The sequence below is a fragment of the Pantoea sp. genome, from assembly GCF_032114055.1.
Classification (GTDB): domain Bacteria; phylum Pseudomonadota; class Gammaproteobacteria; order Enterobacterales; family Enterobacteriaceae; genus Pantoea.
Map to the genome: position 1 here is coordinate 38,900 of NZ_DAMCTB010000007.1, position 25,775 is coordinate 64,674.

The window sequence follows — 25,775 nt, forward strand, 5'->3', positions numbered from 1 at the left end:
CCGTCAGCCGCGCCGCCGTCAAGCAATTCAGCCGCCCTGTGCGTTCGCTTGCCAGCCGCAGACCGGCGTCGTATCATCAGCGGCGCAAGGTGATGGCGTACCACCTTTCCCAACCGCCGGTGGGCTTACACCGGCTGATGACGCCTGACACTCAATCCTTTCGCGGGAGCGGAGGTGTCAGGCGCTGTATATCTCTGCCTTTCCCCTCAGCCCGGCGTGAATCTGCAATCAGGAGCAGAATATGTTGAAACCCTTACTGGCTGTGATGATCGGCGGCTCAGCCGGCTGTGTGCTGCGCTGGTTCTTCTCGGTGCGCTTTAATGCACTCTTTCCTAATCTGCCACCCGGCACCCTGCTGGTGAATCTGATCGGCGGTGTGGTGATCGGCGGGGCGATGGCCTGGTTTGTCCGCCATCCCGATATCGACCCGGTCTGGAAACTGCTGATCGTCACCGGACTGTGCGGCGGGCTGACGACCTTCTCCTCTTTCACGGCAGAATTAATGGGCTTGCTACAATCAGGGAAGTATCTCTGGGCGATGACCAGTGCGCTGGTGCATGTGATTGGCTCGCTGCTGATGGCGTTTGCCGGTTTTGCGCTGGTAACGCTGCTGAGCTGACCGGCGATAAGCGGGCCGCGACGCGTCAGAGATCAGAGGGGATTCAGGTGACGCGCAGCGTGCGCGGAGCCTGAACTCACCGATTATTCCGGACTAAGGAGCAGAGCCATGCAAACCCAACCGACCTTCCTTAACCTGGTGCTGTTGAGCGGTGAACCCTGTCAGAAGCTGCAGGCGGCGCGTGACGCCGGTTTCGATCAGGTAGAGATTTGGCGCGAAGATGTTGAGGCGCACAGCGGCGGCGCGGCGGCGCTGGCGGCGATCGCCGCACAGCAGGGGCCAGGCTTTACCAACCTTCAGGTGCTGCGTGATTTCAGCGGCGCGCCCGGTGAGCTGCGCGCAGAGAAGCGCGACGAGCTGCGGCAGTTTATTCAGATGGCTCAGGCACTGGGCTGCGACACCATACAGGCCCCGGCCACCACCCGTGAGGATTGTTGCGCCGATCAGATTGATGATGACCTGCGCTGGATGGCGTCGGAAGCCGCGCGTCACAACATGCGCATCATGTATGAACCTATGGCGTGGTGCAGCGTAGATAACACCCTGCCGCTGGCGTGGCAGCGACTGCAGCGGCTCGATCAGCCCAACATCGGGCTGGTGGTCGATCTGTTCCATATCTGCGCACGGGGCGGCGATGCCTCGCAGCTGGACGGCATCCCTGCCGACCGCATTTATGAAGTGCAGCTCTGCGATATGGCCGCTATTCCCGCTCAGGATAAGCAGAGCCTGATGGCGATGGCGAAACACCAGCGTCTGCTGCCGGGCGAGGGAATAATCGACGTCAGACGCTTTGTCGATAAACTGAAAAGCGCGGGCTATCAGGGGCCGGTAGGCATTGAAGTCTTCAATGATGCGCTGAAACGCCTGCCGCCCGGCGTCGCGGCGGACAAGGCATGGCAGGCGTTAACCCGCTGCTGGGGCTAGTCCTGTAAGCATTGCGCGATAAACGCGGCAGCGTGCATCGCGCCCTGCGCAGAGATGGTGTGGCTGGTGGCGGGTTCAAACTGCGTCGCGACCGGCACTGCGGCGGCCCGGAGTCGTGTGGCGGCAGATTCGCTCTCCTGCCACGGGATAACCTCATCAGCCTGACCGTGGATCAGCAGTGCAGGCACATGGGGCTGCGGCGTCAGTTCGCCATCAACCGCCAGACGGCCGGAAAAGGCGACCACGCCCGCCAGCGGATAACGGCCGGAGGCCAGCGCATCCAGCGCCATGATTGACCCCTGGGAAAAACCGACCAGCACCACATCCTGCCAGCGGTCGGCGAAGCCGTGCTGCGCGATAATCCCGCTCAGCGTCGCGTCAAACGCGGCCCGCGCCGCCCGCACCCGGCCCGGACGGTTTTCCGGTGTCACGTCCGTCAGGCTGAACCACTGATAACCCATGCCGACGGGAAAAGGTTCCGGGGCGTTGGGAGAGGCAAAAACCACATCCGGCAACAGCGTCGCCCAGTGACGGCCAATCGGAGCCAGGTCGTCGCCATTGCTGCCCACGCCATGCAGAAAAATCACCAGTGCCTTTGCCATCGTTGCTCCTTTAAAAACCGTATTCACTCAGATCGGGGCCTGCCGGAACAATCCCGTTCGGATTCAGTGCCTTGATCGAATAATAACCCTGTTTGATATGGTCGATATTGACCGTTTCGCGTATGCCAGAAACCGACAGCATGCTCTTAAGATAGCGATTCAGCAGCGTATAGTCGCGTACCCGGCGCAGGTTGCATTTGAACAGGCCATGATAGGCCGCGTCAAAGCGGATCAGGGTGACGAACAGCCGGATATCGGTTTCCGTCAGCCGCTCACCCAGCAGGAAGGTGCGGCCATCGCCCAGCAGAGCTTCCAGTTCATCAAGCTGACTGAAGACGTCACTGAACGCCGCCTGGTAGCTTACCGGGGTGGTGGCAAAGCCCGCGCGGTAAACGCCATTGTTGAGACGCGGATAGAGACGCTCATTCAGCGCATCAATCTCCGCACGCAGCGCCAGCGGGTAGAGATCGATACGGTTGTCGGCCAGTTCGCCAAAGCCGCTGTTAAACATGCGCACGATGTCCGCCGATTCATTGCTGACGATAGTGCCGGTTTTCTTGTCCCACAGGACCGGCACGGTGGCGCGGCCCGTATAATCGGGCGCGACGCGGGTGTAGATCTCATGCAGATACTGCGCGTTGTTCAGCGGATCGGGCTGCGCGCCAGGGTAATGACCGAAGCGCCAGCCCTGCGCGCCGAGCTGTGGCTCGACGACGGATACGCTAATCAGCGACGTCAGCCCTTTCAGTTTGCGGGCGATCAGGGCGCGCGACGCCCACGGGCAGATCAGCGCCACATAGAGATGGTAGCGATCGGGTTCGGCGGCAAACTCTGTGGAGCCATCGCTGCTGATAAAATGCCGGAAACCGGACGTCTGACGAACAAAACCGCCCTGTTTATCGGTGGCCTGCACCGGATGCCAGTCACTACTCCATTTGCCTTCTACTAACATCGTGCGACTCCTCTGTGATTTTGAGTCGCAGCATAACTGATGACTAAATGACTGATAATCCGGTCATAAAGACAATCATTTATTCCATTATGGAAGAAATTACGTGGGCGGAAAGTGGGTGAAGTGGGTGACCAGAAAGTCGATAAGCAGGCGCGCCCGATGGGGCAGGTGACGGGCAGGCGGATAGACCGCAAACAGGCCCAGCGGCGGGGTGTCGAAGTTCTCCAGCAGACGGACAACCTCCCCGCGCTGCAGCGCAGGGGCCGCGATAAAGCCGGGCAGGCGCGCAATTCCCAGTCCGGCTACCGCCGCCTGCAGGCAGGCTTCGGTATTGGCGAAGCGCAGACGGCCCCGGACCGGCACCGTGACAATCTCGCGGCTCTCATCACTGCTGCTGAACGGCCAGTGCCAGGGATCGCGAAAATTGGTGTCGATAATGCACTGGTGCTGTGTCATGTCGCGCCAGTGCTGCGGGGTGCCGAACTGCTCAAGGTAAACCGGCGAGGCGGCGATGCGCACATGCACCTCGCCCAGCTTGCGGGCCACCAGACTGCTGTCGCTGAGGTTGCCGATCCGGATCGCCATATCAAAGCCCTCATCGACGATATTGACCGCCCGATCGGAAAAGCTGACATCCAGTTCAATCAGTGGATAGCGCCGCGCAAAGGCGACCAGCACCTGAGAGAGCACCGCTGTACCAAATGAGCCGGGTGCGCTGATCTTCAGCCTGCCGGTGGGGGTGGTGGCGCTTTCGCGCACGCTGGCGTCCAGCGTCTCAAAGGCGTCCAGCAGGTGTTTTACCCGCTCATAGTAGCTGCGGCCAACGTCGGTCGGCGACAGGGCGCGCGTGCTGCGCTTAAACAGCTGCACACCAAGCTGCTGCTCCAGCTTTGACACCAGCTTGGAGGCCTGGCTGCTGCTGGTGCCGAGACGTAACGCCGCCGCCGAAAAGCTGCCGGTTTCCAGCACCGTGACAAACATCCGGTCACAATCGAGTCGATCCATGGCGAAGTCCTGCTGAGGTAAAGTCGCAGTATAGAGGCTGTGTTCAGGGGATGCAGCCTTCACTTTGTGTGCCTTAACCCTTTCGCCGCGGCGGAAAACCTGCTTGACTGACGCTCTGCCCGACGCTGTCTGGAGTATTTCATGTCGCTGATTCACCTGACGTCACTGGCAGCCATCCCGGCCGCCGAGTGGGATGCGCTGTTGCCCGATGACCAGCCCTTTTTGCGCCACGCCTTTCTGCTCACGTTAGAAGAGAGCGGCAGCGTCCGGCCTGAGGCGGGCTGGCAGCCGGATCATCTGCTGTGGCAGGAAGAGGGCGTGACCCGCGCCGCGCTGCCGGGCTATCAGAAATATCATTCACAGGGCGAGTATGTTTTCGATCACGCCTGGGCGGATGCCAGCCAGCGCGCCGGTATCCGCTACTACCCGAAATGGCTGGGCGCGATCCCCTTCAGCCCGGTCAGCGGCGCACGTCTGCTGGGGGATCCGGCCGCCGCTGCGCAGCTGCTGTCGGCCCTGCCGGCGAGCCTGTTACAGCAGGGGCTGAGCGGGGCGCATATCAACTTTACCGATGCCCGGGCTGACCAGCTGCTGGCCGGGCAGCCCGACTGGCTGTCGCGGCTCGGTTGTCAGTATCACTGGCACAATCGCGGCTACCGCGATTTTCAGGACTTCCTGGATACGCTGATGTCGCGCAAGCGCAAACAGCTGCGAAAAGAGCGCGAACAGGTGGCGCAGAGCGGCTTTGTATTTGACCGCTATCCGGGCGATCAGCTGCGTGAAGATCAGTGGGATTTTGTCTACACCTGCTACGCCAACACCTATGCGGTGCGCGGTCAGCGGCCCTATCTGACGCGCACCTTTTTCAGCCGGCTGGCAGAACGGATGCCGCAGAACATTGTGGTCGTGATCGCTCGCCTGCAGCAGCAGCCGGCGGCGATGGCCTTTTACCTGCGGGACAGCCAGACGCTCTATGGCCGCTACTGGGGCTGCCTGGCGGAGTTTGACCGGCTGCACTTCGAAACCTGTTTTTATCAGGGAATGGAACTGGCGATTGAGCAGGGGCTCACGCGGTTTGATGCGGGCGCGCAGGGTGAACACAAGCTGGTGCGCGGCTTTGAGCCGCAGCTCACTCACTCCTGGCACTATCTGCTGCATCCCGGTCTGCGTGATGCCGTCGCTGATTTTCTGGTGCAGGAGCGGGAAGGCGTGCGCGGCTGGGCGGAAGAGGCCCGCGACGCCTTGCCTTATCGCCGCGGCAATTAATCGACGCCGACAAATCCCCCGGTCTGATGCTGCCAGAGCCGGGCATAGAGGCCGTTTTTCGCCAGCAGTTCATGGTGGCTGCCCATCTCAGCAATGCCGCCTTTGTCCAGCACCACCAGCCGATCCATCTTCGCGATAGTGGAGAGGCGGTGCGCAATGGCGATCACGGTTTTGCCCTGCATTAACGACTCCAGGCTCTCCTGAATGGCCGCCTCGACTTCGGAGTCGAGCGCCGAGGTCGCTTCATCCATGATCAGAATCGGTGCATCCTTCAGCAGCACACGGGCTATCGCTACGCGCTGACGCTGGCCGCCCGAGAGCTTGACGCCGCGTTCGCCGACGTGTGCATCCAGCCCCATGCGGCCCTGCGCATCGGAGAGCAGCGGAATAAACTCATCGGCGCGCGCGCGCTTAATCGCCAGCTGCAGCGCCGCGTCGCTGGCGTCGGGACGCCCGTAGAGCAGGTTTTCACGGATGGAGCGGTGCAGCAGCGACGTGTCCTGGGTGATCATGCCAATCTGACTGCGCAGACTCTCCTGCGTGACAGCGGCGATGTCCTGATCGTCGATCACAATCCGCCCGCTGTTCAGGTCATAGAGCCGCAGCAGCAGATTCACCAGCGTCGACTTACCCGCGCCTGACGGACCGATCAGGCCAATCTTCTCGCCAGGCCTGATAGTGAGGTTAAACCCGTCGATCACCTGCCGGCCACCGCCATAATCGAAACGCACATCCTCAAAGCGGATTTCACCGCGCGTTACCTGAAGCTGCGTCGCCTGCGGCGCATCCTGCACGCTCAGCGGCTGCGCAATGGTTTTCAGGCCATCCTGTACGGTGCCGATATTCTCGAAGATCCCGTTCACCACCCACATGATCCAGCCGGACATATTGACCAGGCGGATCACCAGCCCGGTCGCCAGCGCAATTGCCCCGACGCTGATTAACGACTGGCTCCACAGCCACAGTGCCAGCCCGGAGGTTGAGACAATCAGCAGGCCATTGAGGGCAGACAGGGTCAGATCCATGCTGGTAACCATGCGGCCGGCGTGCTGGGTTTTCTCCGTCTGTTCCTGAATTGCCTCTCGCGCATACTGACGTTCCAGGTCGCTGTGGGCAAACAGCTTGAGGGTAGCAATATTGGTATAGCCATCCACAATCGTGCCCATCAGCTTCGAACGGGCTTCTGAGGAAACCACCGAACGTGTTTTCACGCGTGGCACAAAGAAGCGTAGCGAGGCGCTGTAGGCCACCATCCAGATAATCAGCGGGATCATCAGTCGCCAGTCAGCACCAGCAAACAGCACCAGCGCGGTGACGGCGTAGATCAGGACATGCCAGATGGCGTCCACCAGCTGCACCGCCGAGTCACGCAGTGAACTGCCGGTCTGCATAATGCGCTGGGCGATGCGCCCGGCAAAGTCGCTCTGGAAAAAGTTGAGGCTCTGGCGCAGCACGTAGTTGTGATGCTGCCAGCGGATCATGCTGGTCATGCCGGGGCTGATGCTCTGGTGAACCAGCATGTCATGCAGGCCGATAAACACCGGCCGCAGAATCAGCGCCACTGTCGCCATCCACAGCAGCAGTGGCCAGTTATCCCGGAACAGCGTAGCGGGCGTGGAGTGATTGACCATGTCAATGATGCGGCTCAGATAGCTGAACAGCGACACTTCGATCAGGGCTGACGCCAGTCCCACCACCAGCAGGGCGGCAAAGCTCGGCCAGACCTGCCGCAGATAGTAGAAATAAAACGACCAGACCGTTGAAGGGGGCGAATCGGCAGGCGCGTCATGAAAAATATTGATAAAGCGTTCAAAACGGCGATACAACATAGTGATACTCTTTCCGTCCGGTTAAGAGCTACAGCTTAGTGCATGAACCCTGTCAGGCTAAAAGGAGAAAATATGGAAATCACCATTCGGGCGCGGGAACCGCAGGACGCAGCAGCCTATCAACGACTGTACAGCCATCCCGATGTTTACCCCTGGACGCTGCAACTGCCGTTTCCCAGCGTGGCAACGTGGGAGAAAAAATTCGCCAGAATGGATGCCGAGGGCTTTATCGCCTTTGTGGCAGAAATCGACGGCGTGCTGGCCGGTGAGCTGACACTGTTTGTGGACAATAAACCGCGCACCCGCCACTGCATCAGCTTCGGGTTGGGTGTGCATCCCGATTTTGCCGGTCGCGGCGTGGGCGAGCGTCTGATCCGCACCGCACTCGACTATACCCGCAACTGGCTGGGCATTACCCGCATGGAGCTGGAAGTGTTTCACGACAATGACCGGGCGCTGCGCCTTTATGAGCGGCTGGGCTTCGAGCGTGAAGGGGTGAAGCGTCAGGCTGCCCTGCGCGAAGGGCAGTTACGTGATGTGGTGATGATGGCGAAGCTGCTGCACGGAGAGTGAGAAACGGAGCGGCGGCACAGCCACTCCGCCTCCTTCTACGGATTCTTACTGCTGTATTGCTGCATGTTTTGCGGTGTCACCAGCTCAAACGGGATCCACTGATGTGAGTCGACTTTCTGACCTTTAATCAGCTGCTGCGCGACCTCAACCGATTTTTTGCCCTGACCCTGCGCATCCTGGAATACCGTCACTGCCAGTGCGCCGTTCGCCAGCGCCTTGAGTCCATCCGGCGTGGCATCGATACCGCCGACCAGAATGGGCTTTTTCGGCTTCGCCTGCGCAATCGCCATCGTGGCACCAATCGCCATTTCATCATTGTTGGCGGCAACAATATCAATTGCTTCGCCGTTCGACAGCCAGCTGAGCATTAAATCCATCCCCTCGTTGCGCGCATAGTTGGCGGTCTGTTTCAGCACCACTTTCATCCCGGGATACTTTGCGACTACCTGTTCCACATCCCGGGTGCGCTGCAACGCACCCGCGTCGCTGAGATTACCGATCATAATGGCGACATTGCCGCGATAACCTGCCAGCTTCGCCAGCGCCTCCATCTGCAGCGTGCCAGATTCGCGTTCATCCGATCCCACAAACACCACGCCCGGCGGCAGGGTTTTATCGCCCGGCGTGCGGTTAACGTAGACCAGCGGAATATGCGCCTGCTGTGCCAGTCTGGTCAGGGCAGGCGTGCTGGCGGAGTCAACCGGATCGACAATGATCGCGTCTACGCCTGCGCTGATAAAACTCTGCACCTGATCGGTCTGGCGGCCCACATCTCCCCGGGCGTCTTCAAACTGCGCATCAAGCTTTTGCGCTCTGGCCTCTTTGTCGATCGCCTGACGAATAAGGGTGAGAAAGTTCTGGTCAAAATAGGCCATTGAAACGCCGATTTTTTCCGCCAGCGCGGAGGTGGAAAGTGCGAGCAGACAGAGCAGGGCCCAGGCACGTTTTTTCATTGCAGACTCCCGAGGTTAACCGGATGAAATGGATTTTTCGTTTTTATTCGGAATGGACAAACAGCATCATTGGCAGCTTATGGACAGGCGTGAGGTTTGACAACCCGCCCTTTTCACTCTTGCTGGCGATACCACATTTTGGCCTGAAATCACTGCGTCATAGTGCGCAGCGCCTGCAAAATCCGCGACAAGACGCACACTCTGCGGCAGGAAGCCGGGGCTTTTCAGACTTTTGTGCAGCACCGCACGGACGGTTGTGGCCGTTGCCAGAAAATCGTCTAATTGGGCCAGACGATCCCAGCATCTGCACAATATCCCTTCGTTAGCGTCCTATCTATATTTCCTGAAGCGGGAAATCTCAGCGTTATTCCTGAAAAAAACATCGTGGCGTAACCCGCCCCTTTTTAAGGAATTCAGCCCATGCCTGAACACGCAATGCCTCAACGGACAACCCATGTTCGTATCTGGATCCTCTGCCTGATCCTGTTTCTGTCGGTTGTGGCTTACGCCGACCGCTCGATCCTCTCGATCTCCGGGTCGGCGATCAAAGAGGAGTTCGGTCTGTCAGCGATCCAGCTGGGACTGATCCTTTCAGCCTTCAGCTGGGCCTACGTTATCGGGCAGATCCCCGGCGGACTCTTCCTTGACCGCTTCGGGGCTAAAAAAGTGTATGGCGTTACGCTGGCACTCTGGTCTGTTTCAACGCTGGCAATGGGATTTGTGGGTGAGTTTTCCAGTAGCATGACCGGTGCGCTGATGCTGATGTTTGGTCTGCGCTTTATGCTGGGATTGATTGAGGCACCCAGCTTTCCGGCCAATGCGCGCGTGGTGATTATGTGGTTTCCCGGCTCGGAGCGGGGACGCGCTTCATCGCTGTTCAGCTCAGCGCAATATTTTGCGGTCGCCATCTTCTCGCCGCTTTCGGGCTGGCTGGTGTCGCGCTTTGGCTGGGAATGGCCGTTCTTTGTCCTGGGCGGTATCGGCCTGCTGGCGGTGTTCGTCTGGGCGGCCTGGATGCGCGAGCCGCGCAACCATCCCGGCGTGTCGGAAAGTGAACTGCGCCATATCGTAGACGGCGGGGCACTGGTAGATATCGATGCGGCACAGACGCTGAAAGCGCGGCCACCGATCAGCAAAGCGATGTTCAGAAAGCTTCTTACCAGTCGCATGCTGTGGTGCGCCTATCTTGGCCAGTACTGCATCATCGCGCTCAGCTACTTCTTTATTACCTGGTTCCCGATCTATCTGGTGCAGGCGCGCGGCATGAACATTATGGAGGCGGGTTTCGCCACCATTGCCCCGGCGCTGTTTGGTTTTCTCGGCGGCATCAGCGGCGGTTACCTGTCAGATAAGTTAATCGCCCGGGGCTGGAGCGTCTCCTGGGCGCGTAAAACGCCCTATATCGTTGGCATGCTGATGGCATCAAGCCTGGTGCTGGCGGCGATCATGCCCGGTAACGGCGGCATCATCGCCATTATGTCGTTTGCCTTCTTCGGCAAAGGCATCGCGGCAGGTGCGGGAACCTGGACGGTAATCAGCGACACGGCACCCAAAGAGGCGGTCGGTCTGGCGGGATCCATTTTTAACGGCATCGGCAATATTGCCGGTTTCACCACGCCGCTGCTGTTCGGCATCATCGTCGGGCTGACCGGCAGCTACAGCATTGGGCTGGCGTTTGTCGCGGCGCACTGCCTGGTGGCGGCGCTGCTGTTCCTGCTGGTGATGGGACCAATTGAACGCGTCGGGGAAGAGACTCCTCGCCCGGCAGCCTTAACCCGTCAGGAGAAACAAAATGGCATTAAAGCGATGTAATGTTCTGATTAAAGGAAAGTTTCTGCCACCGCAGCTGATAGCGAATATTGAAAAGACATTTACTGCCTTCCGGCTGTGGGAAGCGGAAGATGAGGCGACTTTTCTGGCTGAACAGGGCGCTGCCATCGACATACTGGTCACCAGCGGCAACGCGGTAATGGGCGCCTCCGCCGCACTGATTGCCGCGCTACCCAACCTGAAAGCGATCTGCAGCAACGGCGTCGGGTATGACAGCATTGATATGGAAGCCGCCCGGTCACGCGGTATTGTCGTCACCAACACGCCAGAAGTGCTGAATGACTGCGTCGCCGATCTGGGCATGGCGCTGCTGCTGGATGTGGCGCGCCGCATCAGCGAGGCCGATCGCTTTACGCGCGCCGGGCACTGGTTGCAGGGTCGCTTTGCACTGAGCAGCAAAATTGGCGGCAAAGTGTGCGGCATCGTCGGGCTGGGCAATATCGGTCAGGCGGTGGCCAGGCGTGCGCAGGCGTTTGATATGCAGATTCACTACTACACCCCGCGTTCGCAGCCCGATCTGCCCTATACCCGCCATGACAGCCTGGTTGCGCTGGCGCAGCAGGCCGATTTTCTGGTGCTGACGCTGCCAGGTGGTGCCGCGACCCGCCATATTATCAACGCAGAGGTGCTGCAGGCGCTGGGTCCGCAGGGCTATCTGATCAACATCGCGCGCGGTAGTGTGGTAGATCAGCATGCGCTGGTGGCAGCACTGGAAAACGGGCAGATCGCCGGTGCCGGGCTGGATGTGTTTGAACAGGAGCCCCAGGTTCCTGACGCCCTGCGCCAGCACGACAATGTGGTGATTACACCGCATATCGCCAGCAGTACCCGCGAAACAATGGCGGCGATGGCGGATTTGGTGTTTGAAAACATGCTGGCGTTTGCCCGCGGGGAGCCGGTGCTGACCCGCGTAGTCTAAAGGCAACAATGACTTAATCATACTGAGCAGAGAGTGAAGCAGGAGGCCGCTCCTCTGACCACACAGGCAGCCACGTACTTCGCCCAAAACAGCCTGAAGAAAATTTATCCAGCTGCCGATATCACCTTACCACCCGCAGATATAAAGGAGTGATAGCGTGATAAAGCTGATTACTATCGATGAACTGCGCCCCGGTATGTTTATCCACAAGCTGGAAGTGTGGTGGGTAAAGGACCAGCGCATTCATAATCAGATGCTGATCGCCGATCCACGACAAATCGACCTGTTACGTCATGAAGGGATCCGCCAGCTCTGGATCGATCTCGATCGATCGGTTCAGGTACCGATCGCCATCCCTATCGCCACGAAACCCACTGTCCGGACGCCCTTTTTTCAGGAGCTGGATCAGGCACAGCAGATCTTTCAGCAGGGTAAACCTAAAGTGCTGGCGATGTTCAATGAGGCCAGGCTGGGCAACAGCCTGAAGCTGGACTACATGATGGATCTGGTGGATGAGATCGCCGGGTCCATCACGCGTGAACCCTCGGCCATGCTCAGCGTGGCGCGGCTTAAAAATCATGATGACTATACCTATCTGCATTCGATGGCCGTCTGCGGACTCATGATTGCGCTGGGTAAAAAGCTGGGCCTGGATGAACACGCATTGCGCCGGGTGGGCATGGGCGGTTTGCTGCATGACGTCGGTAAAGCCGCCGTGCCGCTGGCGATCCTGAACAAAGCCGGCAGCCTGGACGACGAGGAGCTGCGGGTGATGCGTGAGCATCCGGTGGTGGGCGCACAGATCCTGATTGAGTGCGATGCGGGCAGCGATCTGATCGATATCGCCCTGCATCATCATGAAAAATATGATGGCAGTGGCTATCCGCACAGGCTGAAGGGCGAGGAGATTTCGCTCTATGCGCGCATGTCGGCGGTATGCGATGTCTATGATGCCGTGACTTCGACCCGCGCCTACCGCAACGGCTGGACACCGGCAGAGGCCATGCATCAGATGATGAGCTGGCGTGGCCACTTTGATCCGGCCCTGCTGCACACCTTTATACGCACCATCGGCATCTATCCGGTGGGCTCGCTGGTGCGTCTGGCCTCCGGCCGGGTGGCACTGGTGGTGAAAGCGGGCGAAAAATCGCTGATGCGTCCCTGTGTGCATGTCTTCTGGTCGCTGCACGCCCAGCGTGAAGTGAAACCGCAAGAGCTCGATTTGGGCGACAGTTTCTGCACCGACAGCATCGTGGGCGCAGAGGACAGCACCCGATGGAACAGCGTTGACCTGAATCGCATCTGGGCGCTGGAAGTCGCCTGATATTTCGCCATTTTTACACAATTTTTACGCCTGCCCGCTGCATTTTAACCCCTTCTTTATACGTCTCCGCGCAAGCTAAGCCATCAATCCAAACCTCTGGAGGTTCCTGTGAGCGTGGGCGTAATAACCGGCATTGTGCTGGTGGTGTTGTTACTGGGCTATCTGGTCTATGCCCTGTTAAATGCGGAGGCTTTCTGATGGCGGCCAATGCTTTTTTACTTATCGCATTTTATCTGGTGCTGCTGATGGTACTGGCGCAACCGCTGGGACGGGGGCTGGCGTCGTTAATAGCGGACAAACCGCTCTTTGCCCGCGTGGAGGCGCCATTATGGCGGCTGCTGGGCGCACAGCAGTCGGCGATGCGCTGGCCGCACTACCTGCTGGCGATTCTGCTGTTCAATGCGCTGGGTTTCGTGCTGCTGCTGGCGATTCTGCTGATGCAGGGCTCGCTGCCGCTGAATCCCCGGCAGCTGCCTGGCCTGAGCTGGCATCTGGCGCTGAATACTGCCGTGAGCTTCGTGACCAATACCAACTGGCAATCCTACAGTGGCGAAAGCACCCTGAGCTATTTCAGTCAGATGGTGGGCCTGACGGTGCAGAACTTTCTCTCTGCCGCCACCGGTATCGCCGTGGCATTTGCTCTGATTCGGGGCTTCGCGAATCGCAGCAGCGCGACACTGGGTAATGCCTGGCGCGACCTGACGCGCATTACGCTCTACGTTTTACTGCCCATCAGCCTGCTGATGGCGCTGTTCTTTGTCAGTCAGGGCACGATTCAGAACTTTTTGCCCTATCACAGCTTCACCACCCTGGAAGGGGTGCAGCAGACGCTGCCGATGGGGCCAGTGGCGTCCCAGGAGGCGATCAAAATGGTGGGCACCAACGGGGGAGGCTTCTTCAACGCGAACTCCGCCCATCCGTTTGAGAACCCGACCGTGCTGACCAACCTGGTGCAGATGCTCAGCATTTTCCTGATCCCGGCGGCGCTCTGCTTTGCATTCGGTGAAAGCGTGCGCGATCGCCGTCAGGGCCACATGCTGCTCTGGGCGATGACGCTGATGTTTGTTGTGGCCGTAGCGGTGGTGATGTGGGCCGAACTGCAGGGTAATCCGCACTTCCTGCGGCTGGGCGCAGACAGCGCCGTCAACATGGAAGGCAAAGAGACACGCTTTGGCATTCTCAACAGCAGCCTGTTTGCGGTGATTACCACGGCGGCTTCCTGCGGCGCGGTGAATGCGATGCACGACTCCTTTACCGCGCTGGGCGGAATGGTGCCGATGTGGCTGATGCAGCTGGGCGAGGTGGTCTTTGGCGGCGTCGGTGCGGGACTCTACGGCATGCTGCTGTTTGTGCTGCTGGCGGTGTTTATTGCCGGACTGATGATTGGCCGTACCCCGGAGTTCCTCGGGAAAAAAGTCGATGTATGGGAGATGAAGATGACCGCGCTGGCAATTCTGGTCACCCCGGCGCTGGTGCTGATCGGCACGGCCCTGGCGATGATGACGGACGCCGGACGCAGCGGCATGGCTAACCCGGGCATTCACGGCTTCAGCGAAGTGCTCTACGCGGTCTCCTCTGCGGCCAACAACAACGGCAGTGCCTTTGCCGGGCTGAGTGCTAACACCCCGTTCTGGAACCTGTTACTGGCTGCCTGCATGCTGCTGGGCCGCTTCGGCATCATTATTCCGGTCATGGCCATTGCCGGCGCGATGGCGGTGAAAAAAGTGCAGCCGACAGGTAACGGTACGCTGCCCACGCACGGCCCGCTGTTTATTGCATTGCTGATCGGCACCGTTCTGCTGGTGGGTGCACTGACCTTTATTCCTGCTCTGGCCCTGGGTCCGGTGGCTGAGCATCTGCAACTTGTTCAGGGACAATCCTCATGAGTCGTCAACAACAGGCATTATTTGACGCAGCCCTGCTGCGTACCTCGGCCTGGGATGCGGTGAAAAAGCTCGATCCGCGGGTGCAGTTCCGTAATCCGGTGATGTTTGTCGTCTGGCTCGGCAGCGTTCTGACCTCGCTGCTGGCGCTGGCGATGCTGACTGGCCGCGTCAGCGGCAGCGCCAGCTTTACCGGCGCGATTGCGCTCTGGCTCTGGTTTACCGTGCTGTTCGCTAACCTGGCGGAGGCGCTGGCGGAAGGGCGCAGTAAGGCGCAGGCCAGCAGTCTGAAAGGGGTAAAAAAGACCAGCTTTGCCAAAAAACTCGCGACGGCGCGCTATGGCGCAGAGTGGCAGCAGGTGGCTGCCGATCAGCTGCGTAAAGGCGACGCGGTGCTGGTGGAGGCAGGTGACATCATTCCCTGCGACGGCGAAGTCGTGGAGGGCGGTGCCTCGGTGGATGAGAGCGCGATTACCGGTGAGTCTGCGCCGGTGATCCGTGAATCGGGTGGGGACTTCGCTTCTGTGACCGGCGGGACCCGCATCCTCTCGGACTGGCTGGTGATCACCTGTAGCGCCAACCCGGGCGAAACCTTCCTTGACCGGATGATCGCGATGGTCGAGGGCGCGAAACGCCGTAAAACCCCGAATGAGATCGCACTGACCATTCTGCTGGTGTCGCTGACCATCGTCTTTCTGCTGGCCACGGTGACGCTCTGGCCTTTCTCAGCCTGGGGCGGCACGCCGGTCAGCGTGACGGTGCTGGTGGCGCTGCTGGTCTGCCTGATCCCGACCACCATCGGTGGCCTGCTGTCGGCGATTGGTGTAGCCGGTATGAGCCGGATGCTGGGGGCCAACGTGATCGCCACCAGTGGCCGTGCGGTCGAAGCAGCCGGAGATGTGGACGTGCTGATGCTGGATAAAACCGGCACCATCACACTCGGCAACCGTCAGGCGACGCAGTTCCTGCCCGCGCCGGGCGTGAGCGAAGAGCAGCTGGCCGACGCCGCGCAGCTCGCCTCGCTGGCCGATGAGACGCCGGAAGGCCGCAGCATCGTGGTGCTGGCGAAACAGCAGTTTAATCTGCGCGAACGCGATCTCAGCAGCATGGGGGCCAGCTTTATTCCCTTCTCTGCTCAGACCCGCATGAGCGGCGTTAACGTGCAGGATCGCCTGATCCGCAAGGGCGCAGTGGATGCGGTACGTCGCCACATCGAAGCGAATCAGGGGCGTTTTCCGGCTGAGGTTAACGCCCAGGTGGAAGAGGTCGCCCGCACCGGCGGAACGCCGCTGGTGGTAGCCGAGGGTGCGAACGTGCTGGGCGTCGTGGCGCTGAAGGATATCGTGAAAGGCGGCATCAAAGAGCGCTTTGCCGAGCTGCGCAAAATGGGCATCAAAACCGTGATGATCACCGGCGATAACCCGCTGACCGCCGCCGCGATTGCCGCAGAAGCGGGCGTGGATGATTTTCTCTCTGAGGCGACGCCGGAAGCGAAGCTGGCGCTGATTCGCCAGTATCAGGCGGAAGGGCGATTAGTGGCGATGACCGGTGACGGCACCAACGACGCGCCTGCCCTGGCGCAGGCGGATGTGGCGGTGGCGATGAACTCTGGTACACAGGCGGCAAAAGAGGCGGGCAACATGGTCGACCTCGACTCGAACCCGACCAAGCTGCTGGAGGTGGTACACATCGGCAAGCAGATGCTGATGACGCGCGGTTCGCTTACCACCTTCAGTATCGCCAACGATGTCGCGAAATATTTTGCCATCATTCCGGCCGCGTTTGCGGCGACCTATCCGCAGCTCAACATGCTTAACGTGATGCAGCTGCACTCGCCCGCCAGCGCCATTCTGTCGGCGGTGATCTTTAACGCGCTGGTGATTATTTTCCTGATCCCACTGGCGCTGAAAGGCGTCAGCTATCGTCCGCTCAGCGCGGCGGCCCTGCTGCGCCGCAACCTGCTGATTTACGGGCTGGGTGGTCTGCTGGTGCCGTTCGTCGGCATCAAAGCCATCGATCTGCTGTTAGTGTTATCAGGCATGGCCTGAGGAGAGAAAAATGAGTCAGTTACGTCCGGCCGTTTTACTGCTGTTGCTGCTTACGCTGGTTACCGGTGTGGTTTATCCTTTCCTCACCACCGGACTGGCGCAGTGGCTGTTTCCCTTTCAGTCCGGCGGTTCGCTGCTGGAAGAGCGGGGCGCTGATCGCGGGTCAGCGCTGATTGGCCAGAACTTCACGCAGCCCGGTTATTTCCGGGGCCGCCCTTCCGCCACCAGCGATAAGCCCTATAACCCGCTCTCTTCCGGCGGCAGCAATCTGGCCGCCAGCAACCCGGCGCTGGACAAGGCGGTGGCGGAGCGCGTCGCGGCGCTGCGCGCCGCCAATCCGCAGGCGTCTGCCACGGTGCCAGTTGAGCTGGTCACCGCCTCCGCCAGCGGCCTGGACCCCGATATTTCGGTGCAGGCTGCCCTGTGGCAGGCACCGCGTATCGCTGCCAGCCGCCAGCTGCCGTTGCCGCAGGTAGAGGCGCTGATTGAGAAGATGACGCACCGTCCGCTGATGCCTTTCCTGGGGACGCCGACTGTCAATGTATTGCAGCTGAATATGGCGCTCAACGAACTGTAAGGGTGTTAAGAAAGCGATGAACCACGAACCTCAGCGTCCCGACCCCGACGCGCTGCTGCAGGCGAACCGCGAAACGCATCGCGGGCGACTGAAAATTTACTTTGGTGCCTGTGCAGGCGTAGGCAAAACCTACGCCATGCTGCAGGAGGCACAGCGGCTGCGTGCGCAGGGGCTGGATGTCCTGATCGGCGTGGTGGAAACCCATGACCGCCCGGAAACCGCCCAGCTGCTGACGGGGTTAACCCTGCTGCCGCGCCGTGCCACGGGGCGTTCACGCCATGCAGAGTTCGATCTGGATGCCGCGCTGGCCCGCCATCCGGGGGTGATCCTGATGGATGAGCTGGCGCACACCAACGTACAGGGTTCGCGCCATCCCAAACGCTGGCAGGATATCGAGGAGCTGCTGGAGGCGGGCATTGATGTCCTGACCACCGTAAATGTGCAGCATCTGGAAAGCCTCAACGATGTGGTCGGCGGCGTGACCGGCATTCAGGTACGTGAAACCGTGCCCGATCCCTTCTTCGACAGCGCCGATGAGGTGGTGCTGGTCGATCTGCCACCCGACGATCTGCGTCAGCGGCTGAAAGAGGGCAAGGTTTACATTGGCGACCGTGCGGAACGCGCCATCGAAAACTTTTTCCGCAAAGGTAACCTGTTCGCGCTACGTGAGCTGGCCCTGCGCCGCACCGCTGACCGGGTGGACGATCAGATGCGTGCCTGGCGCGACCAACAGGGCCGGGATCGCGTCTGGCACACCCGCGACGCGATTCTGCTCTGCATTGGCGACGACAGCGGCAGTGAAAAGCTGGTGCGCACCGCCGCCCGGCTGGCCGCGCGACTCGGCAGTGAGTGGCACGCGGTCTATGTCGAAACACCCCGGCTTAACCGGCTGCCGGAAGCCCGGCGACGGGCCATTCTGCGTACCTTACAGCTGGCACAGGAGCTGGGTGCCGAAACCGCCACGCTCTCGGAGCCGGATGAGGCGGAGGCGGTGCTGGGCTACGCCCGCGAGCACAACCTGGGCAAAATTGTCACCGGCCGTCGTCCGCTGCGGCGCTGGCGGCGCGACAGTTTTGCCGAACGGCTGGGGCAGCTGGGGCCGGATCTCGATCTGCTGGTGGTGGCGCTGGATGAGCCGCTCAGGGATGCGCCCCATCCGCTGCCGGATGGCCGTGCCAGCAGCGAAAAATGGCGGATGCAACTGCGCGGCGTGATGATGGCGCTGGTGCTCTGCATCGTCGTCACCGCCGCTGGTCAGTCGGTGCTGATCAACTTCGATCCCGCCAACTGCGTGATGATCTATCTGCTGGCGGTGGTGATCGTGGCGCTGCGCTATGGCCGCTGGCCCTCCGTGATCGCCACGATGATAAATATCGTCGCCTTTGACCTCTTCTTTGTGGCGCCGACCGGCACGGTGGCGGTCTCCGATCTGCAATATCTGGTGACCTTCGGTGTGATGCTGGCGGTGGGCGTCATCGTCGGTAATCTCACGGCGGGCGTGCGCTATCAGGCACGGGTCGCCCGCTATCGTGAGCAGCGGGCGCGTCAGCTCTACGAGATGGCGAAATCGCTGGGCAGCGCGTTAACGCCGCAGGATATCGCCGCCACCAGCCAGCGGGTACTCGACGTCACGCTCCAGGCGCGCTGTCTGCTGCTGCTGCCGGATGAGCAGGGTGAGCTGCAGCCGGTCGGCGAGGCGCTTTCCACCAGCGAGCCAGATCGGGCGATTGCGAAATGGAGCTACAGCAAAGGCCAGCCGGCGGGTGCGGGCACGGACACCTTACCGGCGGTGCCTTATCAGATTCTGCCGCTGAAAAGCGGCGTGCACTGCCGTGGCCTGCTGGTGGTGGAGCCGCAGAACCTGCGTCAGCTGATGATCCCGGAGCAGCAGCGGCTGGTGGAGACGTTTACCGTGCTGATCGCCAATGCCCTGGAGCGGATGGCGCTGTCGCACAGCGAGGCGGTGTCCCGGCTCGCGGCTGAGCGGGAACAGCTGCGCAATGCGCTGCTGTCGGCGCTGTCACACGACCTGCGCACCCCGCTGACTGTGCTGTTTGGTCAGGCAGAGATGCTGATGCTCGACCTTGCCGGTGATAACTCAAAATATGTGCCGCAGGCGAGTCAGATCCGTGAACAGACGCTGAGCACCATCCGGCTGGTCAGCAACATGCTGGATATGGCTCGTATCCAGTCGGGCGGGCTGAATCTGCGGGAAGAGTGGCTGGCGCTGGAGGAGGTGATCGGCGGCGCGCTGAGCAGCATGGCACCGTCGCTGAAAGGGCATGAGGTTCAGCTCGACCTGCCGGCTGACATTGTGCTGATCAAGGGCGACAGCACGCTGCTGGAGCGGGTCTTCACCAACCTGATTGAGAACAGCCTGAAGTACGCCGGTAACTGTGCGCCGCGCGGTATCCGCGCCTGGTGCGCCGCTAACCGGCTGGAGATTTCGGTCTGGGATGGCGGGCCGGGCATCGCGGACGCAGATCTCAGCCGGATATTTGATAAGTTCTCACGCGGTGATAAAGAGTCAGCGGTGCCGGGCGTGGGGCTGGGGCTGGCAATCTGCAAGACCATTATTGAGAGCCACGGCGGGCAGATCTGGGCTGAGAACCGGGCCGAAGGGGGCGCGGCTTTTCGTCTCTCACTGCCTCTGCCGCCCGCACCTGAAATTTCTGAAGAAGGGCTGAAATAACTTCACAGTGAATCGGTTATACTCCCGGACCTGTCTGATTACGTGTGGGATTGTATGGAACGTTTTACCGAAAACCTGATGTATGCATCGCGCTGGCTGCTGGCTCCGGTTTACATTGGACTTTCGCTGGGGTTGCTGGCGCTGACCATTAAATTTTTCCAGGAAATTTTTCACCTGCTGCCCAACATTTTCAGCATTGCGGAAAACGATCTGATCCTGTTGCTGCTGTCGCTGGTGGATATGACGCTGGTCGGCGGCCTGCTGGTGATGGTGATGCTCTCAGGCTATGAGAACTTCATCTCCAAGCTCGATATCGACGAAGATAAAGAGAAGCTGAGCTGGCTGGGTAAAATGGACTCCGGCTCGCTGAAGAACAAAGTGGCCGCCTCTATCGTCGCCATCTCCTCGATTCACCTGCTGCGGGTGTTTATGGAAGCGCGCAATGTCGATAACGGCAAGCTGATGTGGTACGTGATTATCCACCTGACCTTTGTGCTCTCCGCCTTTGTGATGGGCTGGCTGGATAAGCTGTCGCGCAGCGATAAGAAGTAACTTCACGCCTCCGGTAGCCCGCTGACGCGGGCACCTGTTTTAACCGCTCTTCCTGCTTTTCTGATTACTCCGCTGGCTGAGCGCGCGGCGAGGCCGGACGCGTGCCGGCCAGCTGCGGCATGACCTCTTTGATCATGGCAAAAAAGTGCTGCAGCCGGGCCGGATAGTAACTCGCCCAAGGATAGGTCAGCCACACCGGCAGGGGCGGAGCCTGCCAGGCGGGCACCAACTGCACCAGGCTGCCCGCAGCCAGATCCTCCTGCACCGCCCAGGAGGAGACAATCGCCGCACCCATGCCTGCCAGTGCCGCTTTCCGCACGGCATAGAGACTGTCGCTGGCGAGCCGCGGCGTAATCGGCAGGTTTACCGGCCGGCCGTCATCAATCTTCTGCAACGCCACTTCATTACGGTAAAAGCTGGTCAGCGCCAGCCACGGCAGATTGCGCAGCTGTTCCACATGTTCTATCGGCGGCTGCCGGGCCAGCAGCGTCGGGGCCGCCACCACAATGCGCGGCACTTCGGCCAGCAGAATGGCGACGACAGAGGGATCGGTGGGTGCGCCGACCTGAATCGCGCAGTCAACGTTTTCCGCGATAAAGTCAGGTGTCCGATCATTCAGCATCCACTCAATATTGAGCCGGGGATAGCGGTTCAGATAGTCGACCAGCGGGGCGATGAGCTGATCCTGACCAAAGGCGTGTGGCGCGCGCACCCGCAGCGTTCCCACCGGATCGTCACTGGCATCGGTCAGTGCATCTTCCAGCGCATGCCAGGTCGCCAGCAGCTCCCGCGCCTGTGCGTAGCAGCGTTCGCCATCATCGGTGAGCTTCAGGGCATGGGTGGTGCGCAGGATAAGCTTCAGGCCGAGCCGCTGCTCCAGAGATTGCAGGCGACGGCTGACCGTCGGTTGCGTGGTACCGAGCTGAACGGCAGCGGCGGATAAGCTGCCGCTCTCGACGATACGGATAAAGGTCTGCATCAGGTCAATGCGATCGCTGCTGTTTGAGTTATTCATACGTTCCACGCATAACGGTTTTGCCTGCAGTCAGTCTACCGCGTATAAACGTGATGCGCTCTAATGGCGGCAGAAAACAGCGAGGAACAGAACCATGTCAGCCATACAGACCCACTCCCACAACGAACCGCTCGCCACGCCGCTGGTGTTCACTCTGGCCGCCGGGGCCGGACTCAGCGTCGCGTCGATCTACTACAGCCAGCCCATGCTGGAGATCATCAGCCGGCAGTTTAATGCGGGCATCGGCGCAGTTGGCATGGTGCCGATGCTGACCCAGGCGGGCTATGCGCTGGGCATTCTGCTGCTGGCACCGCTGGGCGACCGTCATGACCGCCGGACCATCATCTTTATCAAGGGCTTGCTGCTGGTGGCGGCGCTGCTGCTGTGTGGCTTTTCCGGCGGACTCAGCGCGCTGCTGATCGCCAGCTTTGTAACCGGCCTGACCGCCACCGTGGCCCAGGACATTGTGCCTGCGTCGGCGGCGCTGGCACCGGAACGCAGCCGGGGAAAAACGGTCGGCACGGTGATGACCGGGCTGCTGGTGGGGATCCTGCTGTCGCGGGTCGTCAGCGGGGTGGTAGCGGAATATTTTGGCTGGCGCACGCTCTATATGATCGCCGCGCTATCGGTATTGCTGATTACGCTGACGCTATGGCGGGTATTGCCACGCTTCGCGCCGGGCACCCGGGTGAGCTATCCGCGTCTGCTGCTGTCGCTGGTGCATCTCTGGCGGCACCACCAGACGCTGCGCCGGGCCGCGCTGGCGCAGGGGCTGCTCTCCGTCGCCTTCAGCGCCTTCTGGTCGACGCTGGCGTTGATGCTCAGTGACCGTTTTCATCTCGACAGTGCCATCGCCGGGGCCTTTGGCCTGGCGGGCGCAGCGGGGGCGATGGCGGCACCGCTGGCGGGCAGTTTTGCTGACCGCATCGGTCCGGCGCGGGTGACGCTGGTGGGCGCAGGCCTGGTGACGCTCTCTTTTGCGCTGATGTTTCTGCTGCCGCTGCTGCCGGTCGCGGCCCAGCTGGCGCTGATCGTGCTGTCGGCCATTGGCTTTGATTTGGGGGTACAGGCCACGCTGGTGGCGCATCAGACGCTGGTCTATGGCCTGGCACCTGAAGCGCGCAGCCGCCTTAATGCGCTGCTGTTTACCGTGGTGTTTATCGGGATGGCCAGCGGTGCCGCACTCGGGAGTCTGGCGCTGGCGAACTGGGGCTGGAATGGCGTGGTGACGCTGGCGACCCTGGCCGGTGCCGCCAGTCTGGCCGTGCGTTTCGCCAGCCGTCACCTGAAAAACTGATTGTCTCGCTCATCAAAAAATGTGCCAGGCTTATTCATAAACCCGAAATAATCTGGAGTGTTATGAACTTTTTAGCCTGGACAGCAGCGACGGGCGGCCTTCTGCTGCTGATGTCACTGGCTTCCGGATGGATTCACCGGGGCCCCGTGACCTCATTTGGCCTGTTTCTTATCGCCGGGATCCTGTGTGGTCCGTGGGGGTTCGACCTTATCCATATCGATATCGTCACCCACTCTGAAGCCGTGGCGCACATCACTGAGATCACCATGGCCGCCTCACTGTTTATCACCGGCCTTAAGCTGCGGCTGCCACTGCAGAATCACTGCTGGCACACCGGGCTGAAGCTGGCGTTTCCCGCCATGCTGCTGACGGTGGCGTCGATGACCCTGCTGGCGCACTACGTGGTGGGACTCGCGTGGCCAATCGCGCTGGCGTTTGGGGCGATCGTCGCGCCCACCGATCCAGTGCTGGCGAGCTTAATCTCGGTGAATGATGCGCAGGATGATGATTCGCTGCGGGTGGCGATCTCCAGCGAAGCGGGTATGAACGATGGTTCTGCGCTGCCGCTGCTGATGCTGGCGCTGCTGCTGTTCAATGGCGAGCCCCTGAGCGGCGCGATGCTGGCGCACTGGGGAGCCGTTGAGGTGGTCTGGGCAATCGGTGGCGGGCTGATCATCGGCTTTGTTCTGGGACAGTTGATTGGGGTACTGGCGACCCGCCTGCGCAACGCCAATGGCGACGTCGCGCCCAACGATTTCCTCGCGCTGGCGCTAATCGCGCTGAGTTATTCGCTGGTGGAGTGGCTGGGCGCCTCGGGCTTCCTGGCCGCTTTTGCCGCCGGGCTGGGGCTGCGCCGGGCAGAGCTGGGCGTTTTCCGGCGTCATCAGCCCGACGATCTCTCTGACGACGAGCGGGTACTGCCCGCCGAGGCGCTGGTTAATCCCAATAAACGGCTGGCGAATCAGGGCACCAGCAATATGGTGAAATCGATTGGGTTTGTAGTAGGCGACGCCCTCTCTTTTGGCGATACTATTGAGCGTCTGCTGGCGGCTGGCATGATGGTGGTGCTCGGCGTCACGCTGGCGCAGCACTGGAATATCTACGGCGTGCTGCTCGGGCTGGCGCTGTTCGTGGTGGTGCGACCGCTGGCTGTGTGGCTGGTGACGCTGCGCGCCGGACTGCCGCTGGGTCAGCGTCTGCTGATCGGCTGGCTGGGCATCCGGGGAATAGGCAGTCTGAACTACATCGCCTACGCCTGGACGCACGGCATGGAAGGCCCCCAGATGGAAATCATGACGAACATGGCGTTAACACTGGTGGTCTGCAGCGTAGTGATCCATGGCACCACCGTATCCCCGCTGCTGAACTGGCGTCAGAAGCGCATTGAAGCCCGTCAGCGCAAGGCGTAACCCATAAGAACAGGAGTTAAAAAATGAAAGTGACTCAGATAGTGCTGCTGAGCATCCTCGCTTCCGGCAGCGCGCTGGCAGCAGACGACGCTGACACGGAACAGAATGTTTATGCCAGCCAGTTGTGCCACATCGTCAGCGGTGAAAAAAAAGTTGCGACGGCGGACCAGTATGTCGAGCAGATGAAGTCGGCCGTGGCCAGCAGTCAGTCGCCGTCGGCGATGAATCAGCCTGAATTCGATGAAGAGTCCGCGCGCGAAGTCGCCAGCGCCTGGCTGCAGCTGGGTGATGATGAGCGCGCCAAACTGCGCGTCAATGAGCAGCAGTGTGAACAGGCGGTCATGGCGCAGTTTCAGCAGGAAGATTAACCGCGCTGCATGAGAAAAAAACGCGCCTGCCGGGCGCGTTTTTTTATGGCTTTTCGGGGAGTATTGCGTACATAATCGCCAGCCATGGCATCAGCCTTGCATCTGTTGATTCTCCTTCAGCCCGCCGCAACGGCTGGCTTATTACTCTGGCATCACTTAACAGGCATTATGATTACGCGTCGACGCTTTATTCTCGGCACGGGAGCGCTTGGGCTCTCCATGACCACCGGCAAATTATTTGCCCGCGATGACATTATTCCCCTCTGGCCGGACGATCCGCCAGGCGGCGGCGGCCCATCGGGGCCGCTGCGGATTAACAGTACCGGTTCCTGGTCAAATATCGTCAGCCCGGCGATTCAGCGCTTTAAGCCTGAGAATCCCAATGGCGAAGCGGTATTAATCGCCGCAGGCGGCGGCTATCGCTGGATCGGCATGGGACGCGAAGCCTGGCCGGTGGCGCGCTGGCTTAACGCCAGTGGCTACACCGCCTACGTGCTCAGCTATCGGCTGCCGCATGAGAAGTGGCAGGCGGGCCGGCTGGCTCCGCTGCAGGATGCGCAGCGCGCCATCCGGCTGGTGCGATCCTTCGAACGCAAGGTGCATGTGCTGGGCTTTTCGGCAGGCGGCCACCTGCTGGGGCTGGCGGCGGCGCGGCCGGACTTTGCATCCTATCCTGCCATCGATTCGCTGGATGAGGTGGTACCCAGCGTCGACAGCGTCGGGCTGATCTATCCGGTGATTACCCTGGAAGCCCCCTATCAGCACACCAGCACCCATCTGATGATGGTCGGCAAAAATGCCACGCCGCAGGATGAGGCGAACTGGTCGGTACAGAACTTTGTCACCCGGCGCTATCCGCCGACGTTCCTGGCCCAGGCCGAGGACGATCACACCTCCAATCCCTTTAATACCGAACTGATGCGCGACACCTGTCGCCGCAATCGTGTGCCGGTTGAGCTGATTCAGATCAGCAAAGGCGGGCATGGATTTGGTCTGGGCAAAGCGGGAACGCCTGCGGCGTTGTGGGATCAGGCCTATGTCCGCTGGCTGGAGCGGGTCGGCTGAGTTGCCCCGGCGCGGTGCGCCGCTGCACGCTCAGCAAGCCCGACCGGCGGAAGAGAGGTAAAAAAAACAGGCG

23 protein-coding genes and 1 riboswitch are annotated in these 25,775 nt (G+C 60.6%); of the genes, 17 read left to right on the plus strand and 6 right to left on the minus strand.

Translation table 11 applies throughout. The features are described 5' to 3' along the window. Positions 1-79: 79 nt before the first annotated feature. Positions 80-154, plus strand: a riboswitch (Fluoride riboswitch). 87 nt (positions 155-241) lie between these two features. Both crcB and RT657_RS12955 read left to right on the plus strand, forming a co-directional pair. Continuing rightward, positions 242-619: a fluoride efflux transporter CrcB gene (gene crcB, locus RT657_RS12950; protein WP_313654934.1), complete on the plus strand. Its 378-nt coding sequence runs from the start codon at positions 242-244 to the stop codon at positions 617-619. 108 nt (positions 620-727) lie between these two features. Further along, positions 728-1,543 carry a sugar phosphate isomerase/epimerase family protein gene (locus RT657_RS12955; protein WP_313654936.1) on the plus strand — a complete coding sequence of 272 codons (816 nt, stop codon included), beginning with the start codon at positions 728-730 and terminating at the stop codon, positions 1,541-1,543. Here the strand turns inward: RT657_RS12955 and RT657_RS12960 are convergent. The 3 genes from RT657_RS12960 to RT657_RS12970 all read right to left on the minus strand — a co-directional run bounded on the left by RT657_RS12960 (position 1,540) and on the right by RT657_RS12970 (position 4,102). Next, entirely contained in the window at positions 1,540-2,145 is a 606-nt protein-coding gene (locus RT657_RS12960) for a dienelactone hydrolase family protein (protein WP_313654937.1), read from the minus strand. The genes RT657_RS12955 and RT657_RS12960 overlap by 4 nt on opposite strands. Before the next feature lie 10 nt (positions 2,146-2,155). Continuing rightward, positions 2,156-3,097, minus strand: a complete 942-nt coding sequence (locus RT657_RS12965) for a glutathione S-transferase family protein (RefSeq protein ID WP_313654938.1) — start codon at positions 3,095-3,097, stop codon at positions 2,156-2,158. Positions 3,098-3,196: 99 nt separating this feature from the next. Next, complete coding sequence (locus RT657_RS12970; protein WP_313654939.1) at positions 3,197-4,102, minus strand: LysR family transcriptional regulator; 906 nt, start codon at positions 4,100-4,102, stop codon at positions 3,197-3,199. A gap of 141 nt (positions 4,103-4,243) precedes the next feature. Here RT657_RS12970 and RT657_RS12975 point away from each other — a divergent pair, with 141 nt between their 5' ends. Continuing rightward, positions 4,244-5,368 carry a GNAT family N-acetyltransferase gene (locus RT657_RS12975; protein ID WP_313654940.1) on the plus strand — a complete coding sequence of 375 codons (1,125 nt, stop codon included), beginning with the start codon at positions 4,244-4,246 and terminating at the stop codon, positions 5,366-5,368. On the opposite strand, the gene RT657_RS12980 is transcribed toward RT657_RS12975, so the two are convergent. Then, the gene (locus RT657_RS12980; protein ID WP_313654941.1) at positions 5,365-7,197 is read right to left on the minus strand and encodes an ABC transporter ATP-binding protein; all 1,833 of its coding nucleotides are present in this window, start codon (positions 7,195-7,197) and stop codon (positions 5,365-5,367) included. The two genes, RT657_RS12975 and RT657_RS12980, sit on opposite strands and share 4 nt — an antisense overlap. Positions 7,198-7,269: 72 nt before the next feature. Here RT657_RS12980 and RT657_RS12985 point away from each other — a divergent pair, with 72 nt between their 5' ends. Beyond that, entirely contained in the window at positions 7,270-7,770 is a 501-nt protein-coding gene (locus tag RT657_RS12985; RefSeq protein WP_313654943.1) for a GNAT family N-acetyltransferase, read from the plus strand. A gap of 35 nt (positions 7,771-7,805) precedes the next feature. On the opposite strand, the gene RT657_RS12990 is transcribed toward RT657_RS12985, so the two are convergent. Next, entirely contained in the window at positions 7,806-8,723 is a 918-nt protein-coding gene (locus tag RT657_RS12990; RefSeq protein ID WP_313654945.1) for a sugar ABC transporter substrate-binding protein, read from the minus strand. Positions 8,724-9,143: 420 nt separating this feature from the next. Between RT657_RS12990 and RT657_RS12995 the strand changes: the two genes are divergently transcribed. The 9 genes from RT657_RS12995 to RT657_RS13035 all read left to right on the plus strand — a co-directional run bounded on the left by RT657_RS12995 (position 9,144) and on the right by RT657_RS13035 (position 20,548). After that, a complete protein-coding gene (locus tag RT657_RS12995; RefSeq protein ID WP_313654946.1) occupies positions 9,144-10,535 on the plus strand; it encodes an MFS transporter in 1,392 nt (463 codons plus the stop codon). Further along, the gene (locus tag RT657_RS13000) at positions 10,516-11,472 is read left to right on the plus strand and encodes a 2-hydroxyacid dehydrogenase (protein WP_313654947.1); all 957 of its coding nucleotides are present in this window, start codon (positions 10,516-10,518) and stop codon (positions 11,470-11,472) included. The genes RT657_RS12995 and RT657_RS13000 overlap by 20 nt, the downstream gene beginning before the upstream one ends. A gap of 157 nt (positions 11,473-11,629) precedes the next feature. Then, positions 11,630-12,796 (plus strand): HD-GYP domain-containing protein, encoded by a 1,167-nt coding sequence (locus tag RT657_RS13005; protein WP_313654948.1) that lies wholly within the window; start codon positions 11,630-11,632, stop codon positions 12,794-12,796. A 108-nt stretch (positions 12,797-12,904) separates the two neighbouring features. Next, positions 12,905-12,994, plus strand: a complete 90-nt coding sequence (kdpF, locus tag RT657_RS13010; RefSeq protein ID WP_313654949.1) for a K(+)-transporting ATPase subunit F — start codon at positions 12,905-12,907, stop codon at positions 12,992-12,994. Beyond that, on the plus strand, positions 12,994-14,682 hold the full coding sequence (kdpA, locus tag RT657_RS13015) for a potassium-transporting ATPase subunit KdpA (protein WP_313654951.1): 1,689 nt from the start codon (positions 12,994-12,996) through the stop codon (positions 14,680-14,682). The genes kdpF and kdpA overlap by 1 nt, the downstream gene beginning before the upstream one ends. Further along, entirely contained in the window at positions 14,679-16,727 is a 2,049-nt protein-coding gene (gene kdpB / locus RT657_RS13020; protein ID WP_313654953.1) for a potassium-transporting ATPase subunit KdpB, read from the plus strand. The genes kdpA and kdpB overlap by 4 nt, the downstream gene beginning before the upstream one ends. Before the next feature lie 10 nt (positions 16,728-16,737). Then, a complete protein-coding gene (kdpC, locus tag RT657_RS13025; protein ID WP_313654954.1) occupies positions 16,738-17,304 on the plus strand; it encodes a potassium-transporting ATPase subunit KdpC in 567 nt (188 codons plus the stop codon). Between the two features lie 16 nt (positions 17,305-17,320). Further along, on the plus strand, positions 17,321-19,996 hold the full coding sequence (gene kdpD, locus RT657_RS13030) for a two-component system sensor histidine kinase KdpD (protein WP_313654955.1): 2,676 nt from the start codon (positions 17,321-17,323) through the stop codon (positions 19,994-19,996). Positions 19,997-20,050: 54 nt separating this feature from the next. Continuing rightward, positions 20,051-20,548, plus strand: coding sequence for a TIGR00645 family protein (locus RT657_RS13035; protein ID WP_111139303.1), 498 nt, complete (start codon positions 20,051-20,053; stop codon positions 20,546-20,548). 64 nt (positions 20,549-20,612) lie between these two features. Here the strand turns inward: RT657_RS13035 and RT657_RS13040 are convergent, their stop codons facing one another. Continuing rightward, positions 20,613-21,563, minus strand: a complete 951-nt coding sequence (locus tag RT657_RS13040) for a LysR family transcriptional regulator (RefSeq protein ID WP_313654956.1) — start codon at positions 21,561-21,563, stop codon at positions 20,613-20,615. A 94-nt stretch (positions 21,564-21,657) separates the two neighbouring features. Between RT657_RS13040 and RT657_RS13045 the strand changes: the two genes are divergently transcribed. The 4 genes from RT657_RS13045 to RT657_RS13060 all read left to right on the plus strand — a co-directional run bounded on the left by RT657_RS13045 (position 21,658) and on the right by RT657_RS13060 (position 25,702). Continuing rightward, positions 21,658-22,860: an MFS transporter gene (locus RT657_RS13045; protein WP_313654957.1), complete on the plus strand. Its 1,203-nt coding sequence runs from the start codon at positions 21,658-21,660 to the stop codon at positions 22,858-22,860. Between the two features lie 62 nt (positions 22,861-22,922). After that, positions 22,923-24,269, plus strand: a complete 1,347-nt coding sequence (locus tag RT657_RS13050) for a cation:proton antiporter (protein ID WP_313654958.1) — start codon at positions 22,923-22,925, stop codon at positions 24,267-24,269. A 23-nt stretch (positions 24,270-24,292) separates the two neighbouring features. Then, positions 24,293-24,637: a hypothetical protein gene (locus tag RT657_RS13055; protein WP_313654960.1), complete on the plus strand. Its 345-nt coding sequence runs from the start codon at positions 24,293-24,295 to the stop codon at positions 24,635-24,637. Positions 24,638-24,805: 168 nt separating this feature from the next. After that, a complete protein-coding gene (locus RT657_RS13060; RefSeq protein WP_313654961.1) occupies positions 24,806-25,702 on the plus strand; it encodes an alpha/beta hydrolase in 897 nt (298 codons plus the stop codon). Positions 25,703-25,775: the final 73 nt, after the last annotated feature.

What these genes read in the sequence shown, in the direction of transcription:
- crcB (WP_313654934.1), top strand. Translation starts at nt 242, where the DNA reads ATGTTGAAACCCTTACTGGCTGTGATGATCGGCGGCTCAGCCGGCTGT.
- RT657_RS12955 (WP_313654936.1), top strand. Translation starts at nt 728, where the DNA reads ATGCAAACCCAACCGACCTTCCTTAACCTGGTGCTGTTGAGCGGTGAA.
- RT657_RS12960 (WP_313654937.1), bottom strand. Translation starts at nt 2,145, where the DNA reads ATGGCAAAGGCACTGGTGATTTTTCTGCATGGCGTGGGCAGCAATGGC.
- RT657_RS12965 (WP_313654938.1), bottom strand. Translation starts at nt 3,097, where the DNA reads ATGTTAGTAGAAGGCAAATGGAGTAGTGACTGGCATCCGGTGCAGGCC.
- RT657_RS12970 (WP_313654939.1), bottom strand. Translation starts at nt 4,102, where the DNA reads ATGGATCGACTCGATTGTGACCGGATGTTTGTCACGGTGCTGGAAACC.
- RT657_RS12975 (WP_313654940.1), top strand. Translation starts at nt 4,244, where the DNA reads ATGTCGCTGATTCACCTGACGTCACTGGCAGCCATCCCGGCCGCCGAG.
- RT657_RS12980 (WP_313654941.1), bottom strand. Translation starts at nt 7,197, where the DNA reads ATGTTGTATCGCCGTTTTGAACGCTTTATCAATATTTTTCATGACGCG.
- RT657_RS12985 (WP_313654943.1), top strand. Translation starts at nt 7,270, where the DNA reads ATGGAAATCACCATTCGGGCGCGGGAACCGCAGGACGCAGCAGCCTAT.
- RT657_RS12990 (WP_313654945.1), bottom strand. Translation starts at nt 8,723, where the DNA reads ATGAAAAAACGTGCCTGGGCCCTGCTCTGTCTGCTCGCACTTTCCACC.
- RT657_RS12995 (WP_313654946.1), top strand. Translation starts at nt 9,144, where the DNA reads ATGCCTGAACACGCAATGCCTCAACGGACAACCCATGTTCGTATCTGG.
- RT657_RS13000 (WP_313654947.1), top strand. Translation starts at nt 10,516, where the DNA reads ATGGCATTAAAGCGATGTAATGTTCTGATTAAAGGAAAGTTTCTGCCA.
- kdpA (WP_313654951.1), top strand. Translation starts at nt 12,994, where the DNA reads ATGGCGGCCAATGCTTTTTTACTTATCGCATTTTATCTGGTGCTGCTG.
- kdpB (WP_313654953.1), top strand. Translation starts at nt 14,679, where the DNA reads ATGAGTCGTCAACAACAGGCATTATTTGACGCAGCCCTGCTGCGTACC.
- kdpC (WP_313654954.1), top strand. Translation starts at nt 16,738, where the DNA reads ATGAGTCAGTTACGTCCGGCCGTTTTACTGCTGTTGCTGCTTACGCTG.
- kdpD (WP_313654955.1), top strand. Translation starts at nt 17,321, where the DNA reads ATGAACCACGAACCTCAGCGTCCCGACCCCGACGCGCTGCTGCAGGCG.
- RT657_RS13035 (WP_111139303.1), top strand. Translation starts at nt 20,051, where the DNA reads ATGGAACGTTTTACCGAAAACCTGATGTATGCATCGCGCTGGCTGCTG.
- RT657_RS13040 (WP_313654956.1), bottom strand. Translation starts at nt 21,563, where the DNA reads ATGAATAACTCAAACAGCAGCGATCGCATTGACCTGATGCAGACCTTT.
- RT657_RS13045 (WP_313654957.1), top strand. Translation starts at nt 21,658, where the DNA reads ATGTCAGCCATACAGACCCACTCCCACAACGAACCGCTCGCCACGCCG.
- RT657_RS13050 (WP_313654958.1), top strand. Translation starts at nt 22,923, where the DNA reads ATGAACTTTTTAGCCTGGACAGCAGCGACGGGCGGCCTTCTGCTGCTG.
- RT657_RS13055 (WP_313654960.1), top strand. Translation starts at nt 24,293, where the DNA reads ATGAAAGTGACTCAGATAGTGCTGCTGAGCATCCTCGCTTCCGGCAGC.
- RT657_RS13060 (WP_313654961.1), top strand. Translation starts at nt 24,806, where the DNA reads ATGATTACGCGTCGACGCTTTATTCTCGGCACGGGAGCGCTTGGGCTC.